This window comes from Aquibium microcysteis, assembly GCF_014495845.1.
GTDB classification, from domain to species: domain Bacteria; phylum Pseudomonadota; class Alphaproteobacteria; order Rhizobiales; family Rhizobiaceae; genus Aquibium; species Aquibium microcysteis.
This window is the reverse complement of the sequence record NZ_CP061080.1, coordinates 1,182,799-1,198,755: the sequence shown is the minus strand read 5'-3', so window position 1 is coordinate 1,198,755 and position 15,957 is coordinate 1,182,799. Positions and strand designations below refer to the sequence as shown.

Below are 15,957 nucleotides of genomic sequence, written 5' to 3'. Positions count from 1 at the left end.
TCGGACTGGACGGACTGCTGCTCCGCATCGAGACTGTCTTGCGTCCGCTTGACGGCGGTTCCCTGGCCTTCTGGAGCCGGCGAAACTCGGCAGGCCCGAAGTGGTTCCCACGGGCAAGACTCTTTCGGCCTTTTTGCCGGACTTACTCCGGCCACGGCGCCATTCGACCACGGTGTCAGCCTACCATGCGGACCAGCCACAACCCGGCGAACAGCGCTGAGATCGAGCAGATCACGCTGGCGAGGACATAGGCGAGCGCGGCCGCCGCCAGACCGCGCTCCCACAGCACGGCGACGTCGAGCGAAAAGGACGAGAAGGTTGTGAAGCCGCCGAGCAGGCCCGTGGCCACGAGCAGCCGCAGTTCGTTGGACGCGCCGAAACGCCGGGCCAGCAGTTCGATGAACAGCCCCATGACGAAGGATCCGACGACGTTGACCGTCAGCGTGCCCCATGGAAACCCCGCACCGGCGAGGCGCAGGATCACGAGGCCGGCCATGTGGCGCAGCGCGGCCCCGATCGCTCCCCCAAGCGCGACGATCGCGATGTCCTTCATGCGTTGATACCTGCCCTGCGTGCGTTCCAGGGCAGACATATCCGATCGTCGGACAGGCAACCACAGACGTTTTCGGCAACCGGCAAGTGGCAGGGCCGCGGGGGATGCGCCGGGTTGCAGCCTGACGGTGCCGACTCAGCCTGCGGTCGTCTCCGGCGCGGTCCGGCACGCTTCGACGAAACCTTCGGCGAAGGCGGTCAGCGCGTTCCAGTTGGTGAACTCGTGATCGGTGGTGACGTCCGTCGGTCCGCCTTCGCGATAGGCGATATGCTTCATCAGCAACCGCTTCAGGAAGTCGTACTGCGGATATTTCAGCGCGCCGGCCGCCTGATGGACCATCAGCGGCTTCCAGCCGGTATGCTCGAAAAGCGCGGTCGTGATCCGCTGGATTTCGGCGTGCTCCTCCGGGAAGGGCGACGCGGCCGCCAGCGACACCGACACGAAGGCGCCGGGAAGGCCCGCGAGCCGTTCGGCCTTGGTCTTCAGCCAGTGCGAGATCGCCGTCGGATAGGCACCCATGTGGACCGGAGCGCAGACGATGACGGCGTCGGCGATGTCCAGATCGACGTCTCCGAGGTCGCCCGCATCGAAGACCGTCACCTGGTGCCCCAGGCTCTGCACGGTGGCGGACAGGGTCCGGGCGATCTTGCGGGTGTGGCCCTCGACGGTGCCGAAGATGATCAGGACGTGCATGGCGTATCTCCTTCGTTTCCGGCCGCGGGCGTCAGCAGACGCGGGTGCCGCATTCCATGATGGTGAACTTCGGATCCTGCTCCGCCCGCGAAGCGTCGAACTGCCGTCCGTCGACGCACTGCAGCCGCGCCTCGTAGACGGTCCGGCCTCCAAGCTTTTCCTCGTTGACGAAGATGTAGAATCCGACCTCGCACTGCTCCTCGACGGCGACCTGCTCCCCGAGCTGCTCGAGCCAGGCAGGATCGTCCGTCTGCGCGAGCGCGCCGGCCGGGACGATCAGGAGGCCGACGGCAAAGGCGACCGACCGGAGGGAACTGGACATGGCGCATCCTCTCTTCGATGCGCCGACCCTAGGTGGTCGAGCCTGCAGCGGCCTTGATGCGGGTCAAACGCCCCTGCCCGCCCTCGCCCGGTGCGAAGCCGCAACGCGTGAGGCGTCAAGCCGACGCTCTCCGCCAGGATCGAGATCATCGTCAACGGGGGAACGCCCATGCCGTGGAGCATTCGCGGGATGCGCAGCAACGGCTGATCCCGCCCTCCGCATCTGGTCGATGCGGCGCCCTGCAGCAGGCTTCCGTGTCGGCGGTGGTGGAGGGGGCTGGATTCGAACCAGCGTAGGCTGAGCCAACGGATTTACAGTCCGTCTCCTTTAACCACTCGGACACCCCTCCAGTCGCCATCCGGAGCCGTGCTGCGAGGCAGTCTCGAAAGGACCCGATCCGTTGCCGGACCCGGCCGTTCCGCGAGGGGCCTTATGGCGACTGGCTCCTGACCTGTCAACCGGACGCGGCGAGGTTTTCGACGGAGATTTCACCGCGCTTCCGGGTACCGCACTCGAAGCCGCGCACAGCTCGATGCGAATCGACGCACAGCCTCTGTGTGGCCCGGAACGTTGCGCGGACTCCGCTTTGGGCTAGACTGCACGAAAGACAATCGACGCCAGGGAGGACGCCATGGACGCCGTCGTCGACACGACCGCCCCGCAGTTCGAACTCAACGAGGATCAGCGCGCGATCCAGGACATGGCCCGCGCCTTCGCGACCGACTGCGTCGCGCCGCACGCTCTCGACTGGGACCGCAACCGGCATTTCCCGGACGACGTGATCCGGCAGACGGGGCCGCTCGGCTTCGGCGGCATCTATGTGCGCGACGACGTCGGAGGGTCGGGGCTCGGCCGGCTCGACGCCGTGCTGATCTTCGAGGCGCTGGCGGAAGCCTGCCCGGCCTTCTCCTCCTTCATCTCCATCCACAACATGGCCGCCTGGATGATCGACGTCTTCGGGAGCGACGAGCAGCGGCAGCGATTCCTCCCGTCGCTGACGTCGATGGAGACGCTGGCGAGCTACTGCCTGACCGAACCGGGCTCGGGATCGGACGCCGCGGCGCTGCGCACCCGGGCCGTGCGCAGCGGCGGCAACGGCTCCGACTACGTGCTCAACGGCGCCAAGCAGTTCATCTCGGGCGCGGGCGACACCGATTTCTACGTCACCATGGTGCGCACCGGCGAGGAAGGGCCGAAGGGCATCTCGACGCTCGTCATCCCGAAAGACGCGCCCGGCCTCTCCTTCGGCGCCGTCGAGAACAAGATGGGCTGGCACATGCAGTCGACCCGCCAGGTCATCTTCGAGGACTGCAAGGTGCCGGCGGAGAATCTCCTGTCGGGCGAAGGCGTCGGCTTCCGCATCGCCATGGCGGGTCTCGACGGGGGACGCCTCAACATCGCCGCCTGCTCGCTCGGCGGCGCCCAGTCGGCCATGGACAAGGCGCTCGACTACGCCGCCCAGCGCAAGGCCTTCGGGCGGACGATCGACCAGTTCCAGGCGATGCAGTTCAAGTTCGCCGACATGGAAACCAGCCTGCAGGCCTCGCGCATGCTGCTCTACACGGCGGCGTCGAAGCTCGACCGCAAGGCGCCCGACGCCGGCAAGTGGTCGGCAATGGCGAAACGCTTCGTCACCGACGCGGGTTTCGACGTCGCCAACGACGCGCTGCAGACGCTCGGCGGCTACGGCTACCTGCACGACTACGGGATCGAAAAACTGGTCCGCGACCTGCGCGTGCATCAGATCCTCGAAGGCACGAACGAGATCATGCGGGTGATCGTGGCGCGGCACGTGGTGGGGAAATAGGCAGTCGGCAGTCGGCAGTCGGCAGTCGGCAGTCGGCAGTCGGCAGTCGGCAGTCGGCAGTCGGCAGTCGGCAGTCGGCAGTCGGCAGTCGGCAGTCGGCAGTCGGCAGTCGGCAGTCGGCAGTCGGCAGTCGGCAGTCGGCAGTCGGCAGTCGGAGAAAAGGTGACCGGGACCGGGTCCCGATACAAGCGTTTTCGTCCGGGTGATCCCGTTTTCCTGCTCCATCCGCGCCACGTCTCTCCATCTTCCTTCCGACTGCCGACTGCCGACTGCCGACTGCCGACTGCCGACTGCCTACTGCCTACCTCAAAGCAACCACTCCTCCGGAGGACCCCCCACATGACCACCATCGCCTTCATCGGCCTCGGAAACATGGGCAATCCCATGGCTGCCAACCTCGTCAAGGCCGGACATGCCGTGCGCGGATTCGATCTCGTCGCGGCCAATCTCGAGGCGGCGAAGGGCAATGGCGTGACGGTCGCGGCCGACGCGGCGGAGGCCGTCGAGGGGGCGGACGTGGTGATCACCATGCTGCCCGCCGGCAAGCACGTCGTCTCGGTCTGGGGCGACCTCGCGCCGAAGGCGGCGAAGGGGACGCTGTTCATCGATTCGTCGACCATCGACGTCGAGTCGGCCCGCAAGGCGCATGCGATCGCCGCCGGCCACGGGCTGCTGTCCGTCGACGCCCCGGTCTCGGGCGGGACCGGAGGCGCTGCGGCGGGCACGCTGACCTTCATGGCAGGCGGCGCCGACGAGGCCTTCGCGAAGGCCGAGCCGATCCTGAAGCCGATGGCCGGCCGGATCGTCCACTGCGGCGGCAACGGTGCCGGACAGGCCGCCAAGATCTGCAACAACATGATCCTCGGCATTTCCATGATCGGGGTGTCGGAAGCCTTCGTTCTGGCCGAGAAGCTCGGCCTGTCGCACCAGGCGCTGTTCGACGTGGCCTCCACCTCCTCGGGCCAGTGCTGGTCTCTCACGACATACTGTCCGGTCCCCGGCCCGGTTCCCACCTCCCCCGCCAACCGCGACTACAAGCCTGGTTTCGCGGCGGCTTTGATGCTGAAGGACCTGCGGCTCGCCCAGGAGGCGGCCGCCGCCGCGGGCGCGGTCACCCCGATCGGCGCGGAAGCGGCGCAACTCTACGCGCTGTTCAATGCGCAGGGCGGAGCCGATGCCGATTTTTCTGGGATCATAGAGTTTCTCCGTGGCCGGGCGAGCTGATCGTCGCACGACCGACGACCGCACGGATGCGAAAACAGCGTCGATTCATCCTTGCTTAACCGCCTGCTAACCACGCGGTAAGGATGTCCCTCTACAAGGGTTTGCAAGGCGGCCGACGCGAAAGCCGCCCCTGCTCCGGATCAGGTCTCGCGTACCGGAGCCGCTCCTCGCAAGCGTGAGCGTAAGACGAAGTGCCATGCGTATCGTGGCAAAGCCGCATTCTTCCGCCGGGAGAATGCGGTTTTCGCCGTGCCGCCTGCCGTCGGGACCGGCCGCCGTCCGCCTGCCTCGCCGTTGCGGCGGGCGCGCTCAATTCCTGCAGCGTGCCTTCACCCTTGCGGCGCCCCCATCACCTTCGTCATCCCGGGCGAAGCCGAGCGAAGCGGAGGCGCAGACCCGGGATGACGAAAGCAAGGAGGGCGCGGAGATGGCGAGGGCGCAGCCGCCTCGACGATCTTCATCCTGTGGCGCGAGCGGGCGGAGCCTCGAAGGGCGCCCGACGATGCAGGCATGGGGAGTCGACGACGGCAGATCGCCGGTCAGGCCGCGGGCCGCGACAGCCGCCTGAAATTTGCCCGCACGCGCCTGCCCGACGGCTTCAGCGCCGCATGGAGCGAATGCTCCAGCGCCGCACCCGACAGGAGAGCCGGCATCTTCCCGCTCAGGAGGTCGGGCCAGAAGCTCATCATCGAACCGGCGAGCGAGGCGTTGGCGGCGATGATCCCCTCGGCGAAGGCCGCCGCCTTCTCGGTCACGGCCCCGAGCGTTTCGGCGCCGACGAGCCCCATGCTGCGCGTTTCGGTCAGCATCAGCGGCAGCCGCATGGTCGCCACCATGGGCACGAGCATCAGATCGGCGGCGAGAATCGCTCCCGAGCGCCTCGTGTTGCGTCTGGTCATGTTCGGATCCTGCACTTTCCTGTATGTCTGCCCGTCGTCGCACCGGAGGGCGCGGCGCAGTTTCGGGTTCGAGGTCTCGTCTTCCCGCTCACGCGCGGGGCTTGAACGCGTCGTCGACCGGAGGCCGCAACGCGTTGGCGAGGCGATTGGTTTCGTTGGCCTTGCCGGCGACCGCCAGCACCTCCATCAGCATGGCGTCGGTCATGCCCTTGGCGCGCGCGGCGGCAGTGTGCGAATAGGTGCAGTACTCGCAGCCGTTGGTGGCCGAAACGGCGATGTAGATCAGTTCCTTGGTCAGCGGATCGAGCGCGCCCGGCCCCATGATCTGCTTCAGGTTCTCCCACATCCGCTTCAGCTGCGCCGGATCGTGCGCCAGCACCTTCCAGAAATTGTTGATCCAGTCGGATTTCCGCGTCGCCATGATGTCGTCGTAGACGGCGCGGACCTCCGGCGAGGCATCGGCATATTCGACGAGAGGCAGGATGGGGGGATTGGACATGGCGGGGCTCCGGGCGTAACTGTTGCTCACTGTCATCCAGGCTGAAGGAAAAATGGAATGACTTTATACGCTGGGCTATCTCCAATTTTTCTTGAGACAACCGGGGAAGAGGTGCTTGATGGCACGCTGGCAAAGCGAGTAGATTTGCTTTCATTAGATGAAGGATATGATTTCATCCGCTTCATATTCCCTGACGGATCGTCTACTACAAAGACAAGTAAAAAAAAGACACCTCAGCGCACTGCGCGGAGCGCTATGGATTCGGTATTGTATCGCGGCGGCAAGAATAAAGACCGTCGCGACACAATTGTCCAATACGGAAGCGCTCGTATTGAAATACACTTCATCAACCTTAGTCGAAACCAACTTCGCGCTGCAGCTAATTCAAATTAGATGCTTAGCGCCTAGCCAGCCCTGCGAAGATCCTCCTTCGCCGCGTCCAGCGCCTTGACGATGCGGTCGCAGGCCATGTCGATCGTGTCCTTCGTCCAGATCAGCGGCGGCGACAGGATCATGGTGTCGCCCGTGGCGCGCAGCATCATGCCGTTGGCGATGGCGTGGTCGCGCACCAGGACGGCGGCCGATCCGGCCGGCTGGAAGCGCCGGCGCGTCGCCTTGTCCTGCACGATCTCGATGGCGCCGAGGAAGCCGAAGGTACGGACTTCGCCGACGAGGTCGTGGCCCTCGATGCGCTCCTTCAGCGCGCGCGCGAGATAGGGGCCGGTCTCGTCGCGCACGCGCTCGATCATGCCTTCGCGCTCGATGATCTCGAGGTTCTTCAGCGCCACCGCGCAGGCCACCGGGTGCCCCGAATAGGTGTAGCCGTGGTAGAACTCGCCGCCCTTGCCGACGATCGTCGCCGCCAGCCGGTCGGAGACGAACAGCGCCGACAGCGGCTGGTAACCGGAGGTCAGCGCCTTGGCCGTCGTGATCGTGTCGGCCTCGATGCCCATCGACTGGGCGGCGAACCAGTCGCCGGTGCGGCCGTAGCCGGTGATCACCTCGTCGAGCATCAGGAGCACGTCGTATTTCCGGCAGATGCGCTGGATCTCCGGCCAGTAGCTCGCCGGCGGGATTTTCACGCCCCCCGCGCCCTGCACCGGCTCGCCGATGAAGGCCGCGACGGTCTCGGGGCCGGCGCGCAGGATCTCGTCCTCGACGGCCTTCGCCGCGCGCAGGCCGAAATCATGGTCGCTCTCGCCCGGCAACGCCAGTTCATAGGCATAGGGCATCATCACATGGGCGATGTTGGGCACGGCGCCGCCGAGCTGGTCGTGCATGCCCTGCATGCCGCCGAGCGACGCGCCGGTGATCGTCGAGCCGTGATAGGCCATGTGGCGCGAGATGACGCGGTTCTTCTGCGGCTTGCCCTCCAGCATCCAGTACCAGCGCACCAGCCGCAGCGCCGTGTCGTTGGCCTCCGAGCCGGACGAGCCGTAGAAGATCTGGTTCATGTTGGACGGCGCGATCTCGGCCAGCTTCTGCGAGAGCAGGATCGGCGTCGGCGTCGAGCAGCGGAAGAAGGAGTTGTAGTAGGGCAGCTCCTTCATCTGGGCATAGGCGGCCTCGGCCAGCTCGTCGCGGCCATAGCCGATCGCCACGCACCAGAGGCCCGCCATGCCGTCGAGGATCTCGTTGCCCGCGGCGTCGTAGATGAACGGCCCCTTCGCGTGGGTGATGACGCGCGAGCCGGCGTCGCGCAGGTCGCGGTGGTCGGTGAAGGGGTGCAGGTGATGCGCGGCGTCGATCTGCTGGAGCTGTGCCAGCGAATAGTTCTGGTAGGTCATGATCTCTGTCTCCGATGACGTCGTTCCGGCAGAGCCGGAGGCGGATTCAGCGGGAGACCGGCGGCGAGTAGCCGATACGGGCGCAGAGCCGCAAAAGCTCGGCGTGGAGCGTCCGCCGCGACGGCGTCACGGCGACAGACTGCTTCCTGCTGGTGCGGGCCGAAAGAGGCATTCTCGCAGTGTAGACGAGGCCGGGCCCGCGGTTCAAGCGGCGTTGCAGACAGCGAAATCGAGCCGGCGGCCCCGATCAGCCGCCGCGCCGCCGCACCGTCTCCCGGTACAGCGCGAAGGCGACCAGTGCCGCGCACATCGCCACCATCACGACCGGCAGTCCCTGCGGCCCGAAGGCCTGGATGGCGAAGCCGGCGCCGGGCGGGCCGGCGATGCCGCCGACCCCCCACATGACGGCGAAGGCCGCATTGCCGGCCACCAGCGCCGAGCCGGTGAAGCGGTTGCCGAGTTCGATCAGCGCCATGGTGTAGATGCCGTAGCCCGTGGCGCCGACGACGAAGAGCAGCGGCCAGATCGCCACCGTCTGGATGAGCAGCGGCATCATGGCTGCACCCGCAGCGCTGATGCCCGCGCAGGCGATCAGGAGCAGACGCGGGCTGATCCGCTCGGCGATGAGCCCGAGCGGGAGCTGCAGCACGATGTTGCCCGAGATCATAACGGTCAGCAGCGCCGCCATCGTGGCGGCAGCGATGCCGTAGGCGGCGCCATAGACCGGCAGCAGCGACAAGACCGACTGCTCGAAGGCCGCCGCCACCGCGGTCGCCATGAGCAGCGCCGGGGCGAGGTGCAGAAAATCCTTCAGCGGCACGGCGGCGTGGTCGTCCAGCATGGTGGGCAGGCGCGGCCCGATGACGAGCAGGATGACGACACACAGGAGAAAGGCCGCGATGCCGATGCCGAAGGGCGCCCAGCCGGCCGTTCCGACGAGATAGAGCGTCAGCGGCCCGCCGGCGAACCCCGCCCCGACGATGGCGGTGTAGAGCCCCATGATCCGCCCGCGTTTGGCGGCCGGTGCCAGCGAGATCATCCAGACCTCCGACAGCACGTAGAGCGGGTCGATCGCCACGCCGATCAGGAAGCGCAGCAGGAACCAGGCCCAGCCGTTCTGCAGCCAGCCGACGAGAAAGAGCAGCACCGAGGCGGTGATGGCGCAGGCGATGGCGAGCCGCGGCCCGCCGACCAGTCGCGTCAGCCGCGGCACGAAGGGCGCCGAGGCGATGATGCCGAGCGGCGTCATCGCCGCCGACAGGCCGATCAGGGCCGGCGGCATGCCCTGCTCCTGCATCAGGAAGGTAAACAGCGGATAGGACAGGCCCTGGGCGAGCGCGAAGACCGTGACCGTGGCGGTGACGCCGGCGAGGGCGGCGACGGGAAGGGGCGCTGACGGGAGCGGAGCGGGGGTTACCATCGCAAGGCCCTAGCCGCGCCGGCCGCCGCCGTCGAGAGCCAGCCCGCGGGCGACGGTCGGCCAGTCGGACGGCGCGGCGCACAGGCCGGCCGGGCGGCGGCGGGAACTGCGGGCGGCCATGTCGCATCCCTTGCCCTTCTGGTCGCCGCCTCCGCTATCCCCGGCATGCCGCGCCGCCAATATGCCCGCAATGAAACCGACCTTCCCGCGGGGACGCGCATGACCGACGAGATTCCGGCCCTCGAGCCCGCGCCCGGCGCGGATCGCGCACGCCGCGGCGGCGGGCGTGCCGGCAAGCGCGCCAGCGGCTCGGCGAGCTTCGAGCAGCCCCCCTTCCGGCGCCTGAAGCGTCCCTTCCCGCCCACGGCCATCGTGTCGGAAGACCAGCTGGAATCGATCCACCTCGCCTCGTTGCGGGTGCTGTCGGAGATCGGCCTCGACGTCCTGCACGAGGGTGCCCGCCGGATCATGAAGGAGGCCGGTGCCGACGTGCGGGAGGGCTCGGAGCGGGTCCGCTTCGATCCGGCGATGATCCTGGACTGGGTCTCGCACGCGCCGTCGGAGTTTCGCGTCCACGCCCGCAACCGCGACCATTCGATCGATTTCGGCGGCGACAATCTGGTCTTCGCCCAGGTCGCGTCGGCGCCTAACTGCTCCGACCTCGACAATGGCCGCCGGCCCGGCAACCGCACCGACTTCCGCAACCTCGTCAAGCTCGCCCAGATGCACAACGTCATCTCGGCCACCGGCGGCTATCCGGTCGAACCGATCGACATCCACCCGTCGATCCGCCACCTCGAATGCATCCGCGACCTCGTCACGCTGACCGACAAGGCCTTCCACATCTATTCGCTCGGCCGCGAGCGCAATCTCGACGGCATCGAGATCGGCCGCATCGCCAACGGGCTGACGCACGACCAGCTGCTTACGACGCCGGTCTGCTACACCATCATCAACACCAACTCGCCGCTGAAGCTCGACGTGCCGATGATGGAGGGCATCATCCAGATGTCGTCGCACGGCCAGGTCGTCATCGTCACGCCGTTCACGCTGGCCGGCGCCATGGCGCCGGTGACGGTCGCCGGGGCCGTCGTGCAGCAGAATGCCGAAGCGCTGGCCGGCATCGCCTTCACCCAGATGGTGAAGAAGGGCGCACCGGTCGGCTATGGCGGCTTCACCTCGAACGTCGACATGAAATCCGGCGCGCCGGCCTTCGGCACGCCCGAATACATGAAGGCGCAGATGCTGGGCGGCCAGCTCGCGCGGAAGTACCGCATCCCCTACCGCACCTCGAACACCTGCGCGGCCAATGCCGTCGACGCCCAGGCCGCCTATGAGAGCGTGTTCTCGCTCTGGGGTGCGGTGCAGGGCGGCGGCAATTTCGTACTGCATGCGGCGGGCTGGCTGGAAGGCGGGCTGCGCGCCTCCTTCGAGAAGACGATCCTCGACATCGACCTCCTGCAGATGGTGAGCGAGATGCTGACGCCCCTCGACCTGTCGGACGACGCGCTCGCCGTCGAGGCGATCCGCGACGTCGGTCCCGGCGGCCATTTCTTCGGCACCCAGCACACCCAGGACCGCTACAAGACCGCCTTCTACGCGCCGGTGCTGTCCGACTGGCGCAATTTCGAGACCTGGGCCGAGGCCGGATCGCCCACCGCGCTCGAGAAGGCCAACCGCATCTGGAAAGAGCGCCTCGCCACCTACGAACGCCCCGCCATGGACCCCGCCATCGAGGAGGAGCTCAACGCCTTCGTCGACAAGCGCATCGCCGAGGGCGGCGCACCGACGGATTTCTGAGAGGGGCGCGTGGAGCAGAAGTCCCCCCCTCCGTCGTCGCTGCGCGACGCCACCTCCCCCCACTGCGTGGGGTGGAGGACGGGCGCCAGGCCGGAGGCCCGTCCTCTCCACCCGGAACGGGGGGAGAGGTGGCGCCGCGCAGCGGCGACGGAGAAGGGGGAAGCCGCCGCGGATCGCGCCGCGAGGCAGCAGACTCTCGACCGGCCAGTGTCCTTGCGAAGCCCCCGGGTGACGACGCACGAGCGAAATCCCCCCCTCCGTCGTCGCTCCGCGACGCCACCTCCCCCCCACTGCGTGGGGTGGAGGACGGGCGCCAGGCCGGAGGCCCGTCCTCTCCACCCGGAACGGGGGGAGAGGTGGCGCCGCGCAGCGGCGACGGAGAGGGGGGAAGCCGCCGCGGATCACGCCGCGAGGCTGCCTCCTCCCGACCGGCCAGTGTTCTTGCGAACCCCCCGGGTGACGACGCACGAGGGAAATCCCCCCCTCCGTCGTCGCTGCGCGACGCCACCTCCCCCCCACTGCGTGGGGTGGAGGACGGGCGCCAGGCCGGAGGCCCGTCCTCTCCACCCGGAACGGGGGGAGAGGTGGCGCCGCGCAGCGGCGACGGAGAGGGGGGAAGCCGCCGCGGATCGCGCCGCGAGGCAGCAGACTCCCGGCCTGCCAGTGTCCTTGCGCCTCCCACGGGTGATGACGCACGAAGGAAGTCCTCCCCTCCGTCGTCGCTGCGCGACGCCACCTCCCCCCACTGCGTGGGGTGGAGGACGGGCGCCAGGCCGGAGGCCCGTCCTCTCCACCCGGAACGGGGGGAGAGGTGGCGCCGCGCAGCGGCGACGGAGAGGGGGGAAGCCGCCGCGGATCACGCCGCAAAGCGGGCGCGACCGAACACGCCCGCGTCATGCGGCAGGACGGCACCCGTGAAGAGGCACTGCTCTGGATCGAACTCAAGGCCAGGCGCCTCGGAGGGTTTCACTTCGTCCGCCAACTGCCGATCGGACCGTACATCGCCGATTTCGCCTGTCGCCGGGCAAGACTGATCGTCGAGGTCGACGGCAGCCAGCACGCCGGCAGCGGGCACGATCAGCGCCGCGACGGCTATCTTCGGCGCGAAGGCTGGTCGACGATCCGGTTCTGGAACGAAGACATCCTTCGCCGACGCACCGCCGTCTGCGAAACCATCCTGGCCGCACTCGACGGCCGCCTTTCCGAAGACGTCGTCGCAGGGGATCTGCGCTTCGTGTTCGCCTCGTCTGAACCCACGTCCAAACGCACGGAACTCACCTCATGAAATCCCACGTCAAGGCAGTCGTCATCGGTGGCGGCGTCGTCGGATGCTCCGTCCTCTATCACCTCGCCAAGGCCGGGTGGACCGACATCATGCTGATCGAGCGCTCGGAGCTGACCTCCGGTTCGACCTGGCATGCGGCGGGTGGCTTCCACACGCTCAACGGCGATCCCAACGTCGCCAAGCTGCAGGCCTACACGATCTCGCTCTACGAGGAACTGGAGAAGCTGACCGGGCAGGCCTGCGGGCTGCATCTCGTCGGCGGCTTCCAGATGGCCGACACGCCCGAGCGCATGGACTTCCTGCGCCTCGTGCACGCCAAGTGCCGCTATCTCGGCATGGACACCGAGCTCGTCACGCCGTCGGAGGCCAAGGCGATGTTCCCGATCATGGACGAGACCAATTTCGTCGGCGCGCTGTGGGACCCGATCGAGGGCCATCTCGACCCGTCCGGCACCACGCATGCCTATGCCAAGGCGGCGAAGATGCTGGGGGCGGAGATCGTGCTGCGCAACCCGGTCAAGGAGCTGAACCAGGATCCGGACGGGACCTGGAACGTCGTCACCGTCAACGGCACGGTGAAGTGCGAGCATGTCGTCAATGCCGGCGGGCTGTGGGCGCGCGAGATCGGCCGCATGGTCGGCGTCGAACTGCCGGTTCTGGCCATGGAGCACATGTATCTGCTGACCGAGGACATGCCCGAGGTCATGGAATACAACCAGGCGACCGGCCGCGAACTCTGCCACGTCATCGACTTCAAGGGCGAGATCTATACGCGCCAGGAGCGGCAGGGCATGCTGCTCGGCACCTACGAGAAGGCCTGCAAGCCATGGTCGCCGGTCAACACGCCGTGGGATTTCGGCCACGAACTCTTACAGCCCGACATCGACCGCATCGCGCCGTCGCTGGAGGTGGGCTTCCGCCACTTCCCGGCGATCGAAAGGGCGGGCATCAAGCAGATCATCAACGGCCCCTTCACCTTCGCCCCCGACGGCAATCCGCTGGTCGGGCCGGTGCAGGGCCTGACCAATTTCTGGTCGGCCTGCGCGGTCATGGCCGGGTTCAGCCAGGGCGGCGGCGTCGGACTCGCGCTGTCGAACTGGATGGTCAACGGCGATCCGGGCTTCGACGTCTGGGGCATGGACGTCGCCCGCTTCGGCGAGTGGGCCGGCCTGCGCTACACCAACGCCAAGGTGCGCGAAAACTACTCGCGGCGCTTCTCGATCCGCTTCCCCAACGAGGAACTGCCGGCCGCACGGCCCGCGCAGACGACGCCGCTCTACGACACGATGCTGGCGCAGAACGCCGTCATGGGCGATTCCTGGGGGCTCGAGACACCGCTCTGGTTCGCGCCGGAAGGCACCGAGCCGAAGGACATCGTCTCCTTCCACCGCTCCAATGATTTCGAGCATGTCGGGGCGGAAGTTCGCGCGACGCGCGAACGCGTCGGCGTCACGGAGATCGCCAACTTCGCCAAGTACGAGGTGACCGGCGCCGGTGCAGAGGCCTTCCTCAACCGGCTGATGACCAACCGCATGCCGAAGGCCGGCCGCATCGTGCTGACCCCCATGCTCAACGAGAACGGCAAGCTGATCGGCGATTTCACGATCGCCAATACCGGTGGGGACCGGTTCATGATCTGGGGCTCGTCGGCGGCGCAGAAGTACCACATGCGCTGGTTCGAACAGCATCTGCCGAAGGACGGCTCCGTCCGCATCCACCGCTTCGACCAGACGCTGGTCGGGCTGTCGATCGCCGGGCCGAAGAGCCAGGCGCTGCTCGCCAAGCTGGTCGACGTCGACGTGTCGAGTGCCGCCTTCCGCTTCATGGATTTCCGCGAGATGGCGGTCGGCGGCGCCCCCTGCATGGTCAACCGCATCACCTATACCGGCGATCTGGGCTACGAGATCTGGATGGCTCCGGCCTACCAGCGGCTCGTCTATGCGGCGATCAAGGCGGCGGGTGCCGAGTTCGGCATCGTCGATTTCGGCATGCGCGCCCTGCTCTCGATGCGGCTCGAAAAGAACTTCCCCACCTGGTACCGCGAGCTTCGCCCCATCTACGGCCCCTTCGAAGGCGGCATGGAGCGTTTCGTGAAGCTGGAGAAGAACGACTTCATCGGCCGGGAGGCCGCCGCGAAGGAGAAGGCCGAGGGGCCGAAGCTGCGCCGCGTGTCGCTGGTGGTCGATGCCGTCGACGCCGACGTCATGGGCGACGAGCCGATCTGGGCCAAGGTCGGCGACACCGACCACGGCACGGTCGCCGCGCCCGAGGGCCACGGGCCGAAGCGCTACGGCAAGGACGGCCAGGTCGCCACCGGCTCCGAGGCCGACTATGGCGCGGCCTCGATCCGCGGCATCCGCGACGGCGACTGGCGCGTGGTCGGCTGGGTGACGTCGGGCGGCTATGCCCACTCCGTCCAGAAGTCGATGGCGCAGGGCTACGTACCGGCGGCACTCGCGACCGACGAGAGCGAGGGCCTGTTCGAGATCGAGATCCTCGGCCGCCGCTGCGCCGCACGGATCAACGTCGAGCCGCTGTTCGATCCGACGGGCGAGAAGATGCGGGGATGAGCATGGACGGGAGGCCTCGGCCTCCCGCGTCTCCGATACCGCGTGGCGGCACCCCGGTCAGCGATGGCGATTGCGGCGGCGGGGGCCATCTGCAATGTAGGGGCGGACTCGTCCCGCCCGATGGCCGCGCATGCAACGCGGGCACGGCGGACGGTCTTTCCCGCCCGGCCGACCGGGCCAACGAGCCGCACCGCGCCCGACCCAGGGCGGCTGCCGCGCCAGGAAGAACGGAAACGCCATGGCTTCCCCAGACCGCTCCCCTCGCCTCGCCGTCCTGATCGACGCCGACAACGCCTCCGCCAAGATCGCCGGCGGTCTGTTCGAGGAAATCGCCAAGATCGGCGAGGCCAGCGTGCGGCGCATCTATGGCGATTTCTCCAGCAGCCGCTCCAAGGCCTGGATCGACGTGCTGGCCAAGCACGCCATCGTGCCGCACCAGCAGTTCGCCTATACGACGGGCAAGAATGCCTCCGACATCACGCTCGTCATCGACGCGATGGACCTCCTCCACACCGGCCGCTTCGACGGCTTCTGCCTCGTTTCGTCCGACAGCGACTTCACGCGGCTCGCCTCGCGCATCCGCGAGCAGGGCATCGACGTGTTCGGCTTCGGCGAACAGAAGACGCCGGAGAGCTTCCGCCAGGCCTGCCGCCGCTTCATCTACACCGAGAACCTCCTGCCCGGCGCGGCCGCCGACAGCACCGAGACCAGCGACGAGCGTCCGTCCGGCACGCTGCAGCCGCCGGCCGACGCCGTGCCGCTCATCCGCCGCGTGCTGGCCGAGATGGAAAGCGCCGACGGCTGGGCCTATCTCGGCGCCGTCGGCACGCAGCTGGTCAACCGCTACCCCGATTTCGATCCGCGCTCCTACGGCTTCCGCAAGCTGTCGGACCTCGTGCGCAAGACCGCGGCCTTCGACGTCGAGCAGGGCGAGGATCGCATGGTCCGCATCCGCCTGAAGAAGAAGTCGGCGGCGGAGGAGGAGACCGTCGCCGTGAAGGAGAAGTCCGGCGGCGGCCGCAGGCGCGGCAAGGGCACGGACAAGAAGGCCGCCGCGAAATAGCCCGGGCGGCGACGGGACATCGAACGGGCCGGAGC

Annotated in this window: 14 protein-coding genes and 1 tRNA gene; 7 read left to right on the top strand and 8 right to left on the bottom strand. The window is 67.8% G+C overall.

The window, feature by feature from the left end; all coding sequences use genetic code 11:
- Positions 1-175: 175 nt before the first annotated feature.
- The 4 genes from crcB to IAI54_RS05350 form a co-directional block, all read right to left on the bottom strand.
- On the bottom strand, positions 176-553 hold the full coding sequence (gene crcB, locus IAI54_RS05365) for a fluoride efflux transporter CrcB (protein WP_187971372.1): 378 nt from the start codon (positions 551-553) through the stop codon (positions 176-178).
- Positions 554-688: 135 nt separating this feature from the next.
- Positions 689-1,246, bottom strand: coding sequence for a flavodoxin domain-containing protein (locus IAI54_RS05360; RefSeq protein WP_187971371.1), 558 nt, complete (start codon positions 1,244-1,246; stop codon positions 689-691).
- Between the two features lie 31 nt (positions 1,247-1,277).
- Positions 1,278-1,568, bottom strand: a complete 291-nt coding sequence (locus IAI54_RS05355; protein ID WP_187971370.1) for a hypothetical protein — start codon at positions 1,566-1,568, stop codon at positions 1,278-1,280.
- Positions 1,569-1,832: 264 nt separating this feature from the next.
- Positions 1,833-1,917: transfer RNA gene (locus IAI54_RS05350), tRNA-Tyr, on the bottom strand.
- Between the two features lie 282 nt (positions 1,918-2,199).
- On the opposite strand from IAI54_RS05350, the gene IAI54_RS05345 reads away from it, so the two are divergent.
- Positions 2,200-3,375: an isobutyryl-CoA dehydrogenase gene (locus tag IAI54_RS05345; protein WP_187971369.1), complete on the top strand. Its 1,176-nt coding sequence runs from the start codon at positions 2,200-2,202 to the stop codon at positions 3,373-3,375.
- 339 nt (positions 3,376-3,714) lie between these two features.
- Positions 3,715-4,599, top strand: coding sequence for a 3-hydroxyisobutyrate dehydrogenase (mmsB, locus tag IAI54_RS05340; RefSeq protein ID WP_187971368.1), 885 nt, complete (start codon positions 3,715-3,717; stop codon positions 4,597-4,599).
- A 539-nt stretch (positions 4,600-5,138) separates the two neighbouring features.
- On the opposite strand, the gene IAI54_RS05335 is transcribed toward mmsB, so the two are convergent.
- Together IAI54_RS05335 and IAI54_RS05330 are read right to left on the bottom strand one after the other, a co-directional pair.
- Positions 5,139-5,498 carry a hypothetical protein gene (locus IAI54_RS05335; RefSeq protein WP_187971367.1) on the bottom strand — a complete coding sequence of 120 codons (360 nt, stop codon included), beginning with the start codon at positions 5,496-5,498 and terminating at the stop codon, positions 5,139-5,141.
- Between the two features lie 88 nt (positions 5,499-5,586).
- Entirely contained in the window at positions 5,587-5,997 is a 411-nt protein-coding gene (locus IAI54_RS05330; RefSeq protein ID WP_187971366.1) for a carboxymuconolactone decarboxylase family protein, read from the bottom strand.
- Positions 5,998-6,054: 57 nt separating this feature from the next.
- Between IAI54_RS05330 and IAI54_RS05325 the strand changes: the two genes are divergently transcribed.
- Positions 6,055-6,390 carry a hypothetical protein gene (locus IAI54_RS05325; protein ID WP_187971365.1) on the top strand — a complete coding sequence of 112 codons (336 nt, stop codon included), beginning with the start codon at positions 6,055-6,057 and terminating at the stop codon, positions 6,388-6,390.
- 11 nt (positions 6,391-6,401) lie between these two features.
- Here IAI54_RS05325 and IAI54_RS05320 read toward each other — a convergent pair whose 3' ends face one another.
- Positions 6,402-7,784, bottom strand: a complete 1,383-nt coding sequence (locus IAI54_RS05320) for an aspartate aminotransferase family protein (protein WP_187971364.1) — start codon at positions 7,782-7,784, stop codon at positions 6,402-6,404.
- Between the two features lie 247 nt (positions 7,785-8,031).
- Positions 8,032-9,204: an MFS transporter gene (locus IAI54_RS05315; RefSeq protein ID WP_187971363.1), complete on the bottom strand. Its 1,173-nt coding sequence runs from the start codon at positions 9,202-9,204 to the stop codon at positions 8,032-8,034.
- A 219-nt stretch (positions 9,205-9,423) separates the two neighbouring features.
- Between IAI54_RS05315 and IAI54_RS05310 the strand changes: the two genes are divergently transcribed.
- The 4 genes from IAI54_RS05310 to IAI54_RS05295 all read left to right on the top strand — a co-directional run bounded on the left by IAI54_RS05310 (position 9,424) and on the right by IAI54_RS05295 (position 15,922).
- Positions 9,424-11,004 carry a trimethylamine methyltransferase family protein gene (locus IAI54_RS05310; protein WP_187971362.1) on the top strand — a complete coding sequence of 527 codons (1,581 nt, stop codon included), beginning with the start codon at positions 9,424-9,426 and terminating at the stop codon, positions 11,002-11,004.
- Positions 11,005-11,815: 811 nt separating this feature from the next.
- Positions 11,816-12,289, top strand: coding sequence for an endonuclease domain-containing protein (locus IAI54_RS05305; RefSeq protein ID WP_187971361.1), 474 nt, complete (start codon positions 11,816-11,818; stop codon positions 12,287-12,289).
- Positions 12,286-14,859, top strand: a complete 2,574-nt coding sequence (locus IAI54_RS05300) for a GcvT family protein (RefSeq protein ID WP_187971360.1) — start codon at positions 12,286-12,288, stop codon at positions 14,857-14,859. Before IAI54_RS05305 ends, IAI54_RS05300 begins: the two co-directional genes overlap by 4 nt.
- A 238-nt stretch (positions 14,860-15,097) precedes the next feature.
- Entirely contained in the window at positions 15,098-15,922 is an 825-nt protein-coding gene (locus IAI54_RS05295; RefSeq protein ID WP_187971359.1) for an NYN domain-containing protein, read from the top strand.
- The last annotated feature ends 35 nt before the right edge of the window (positions 15,923-15,957 follow it).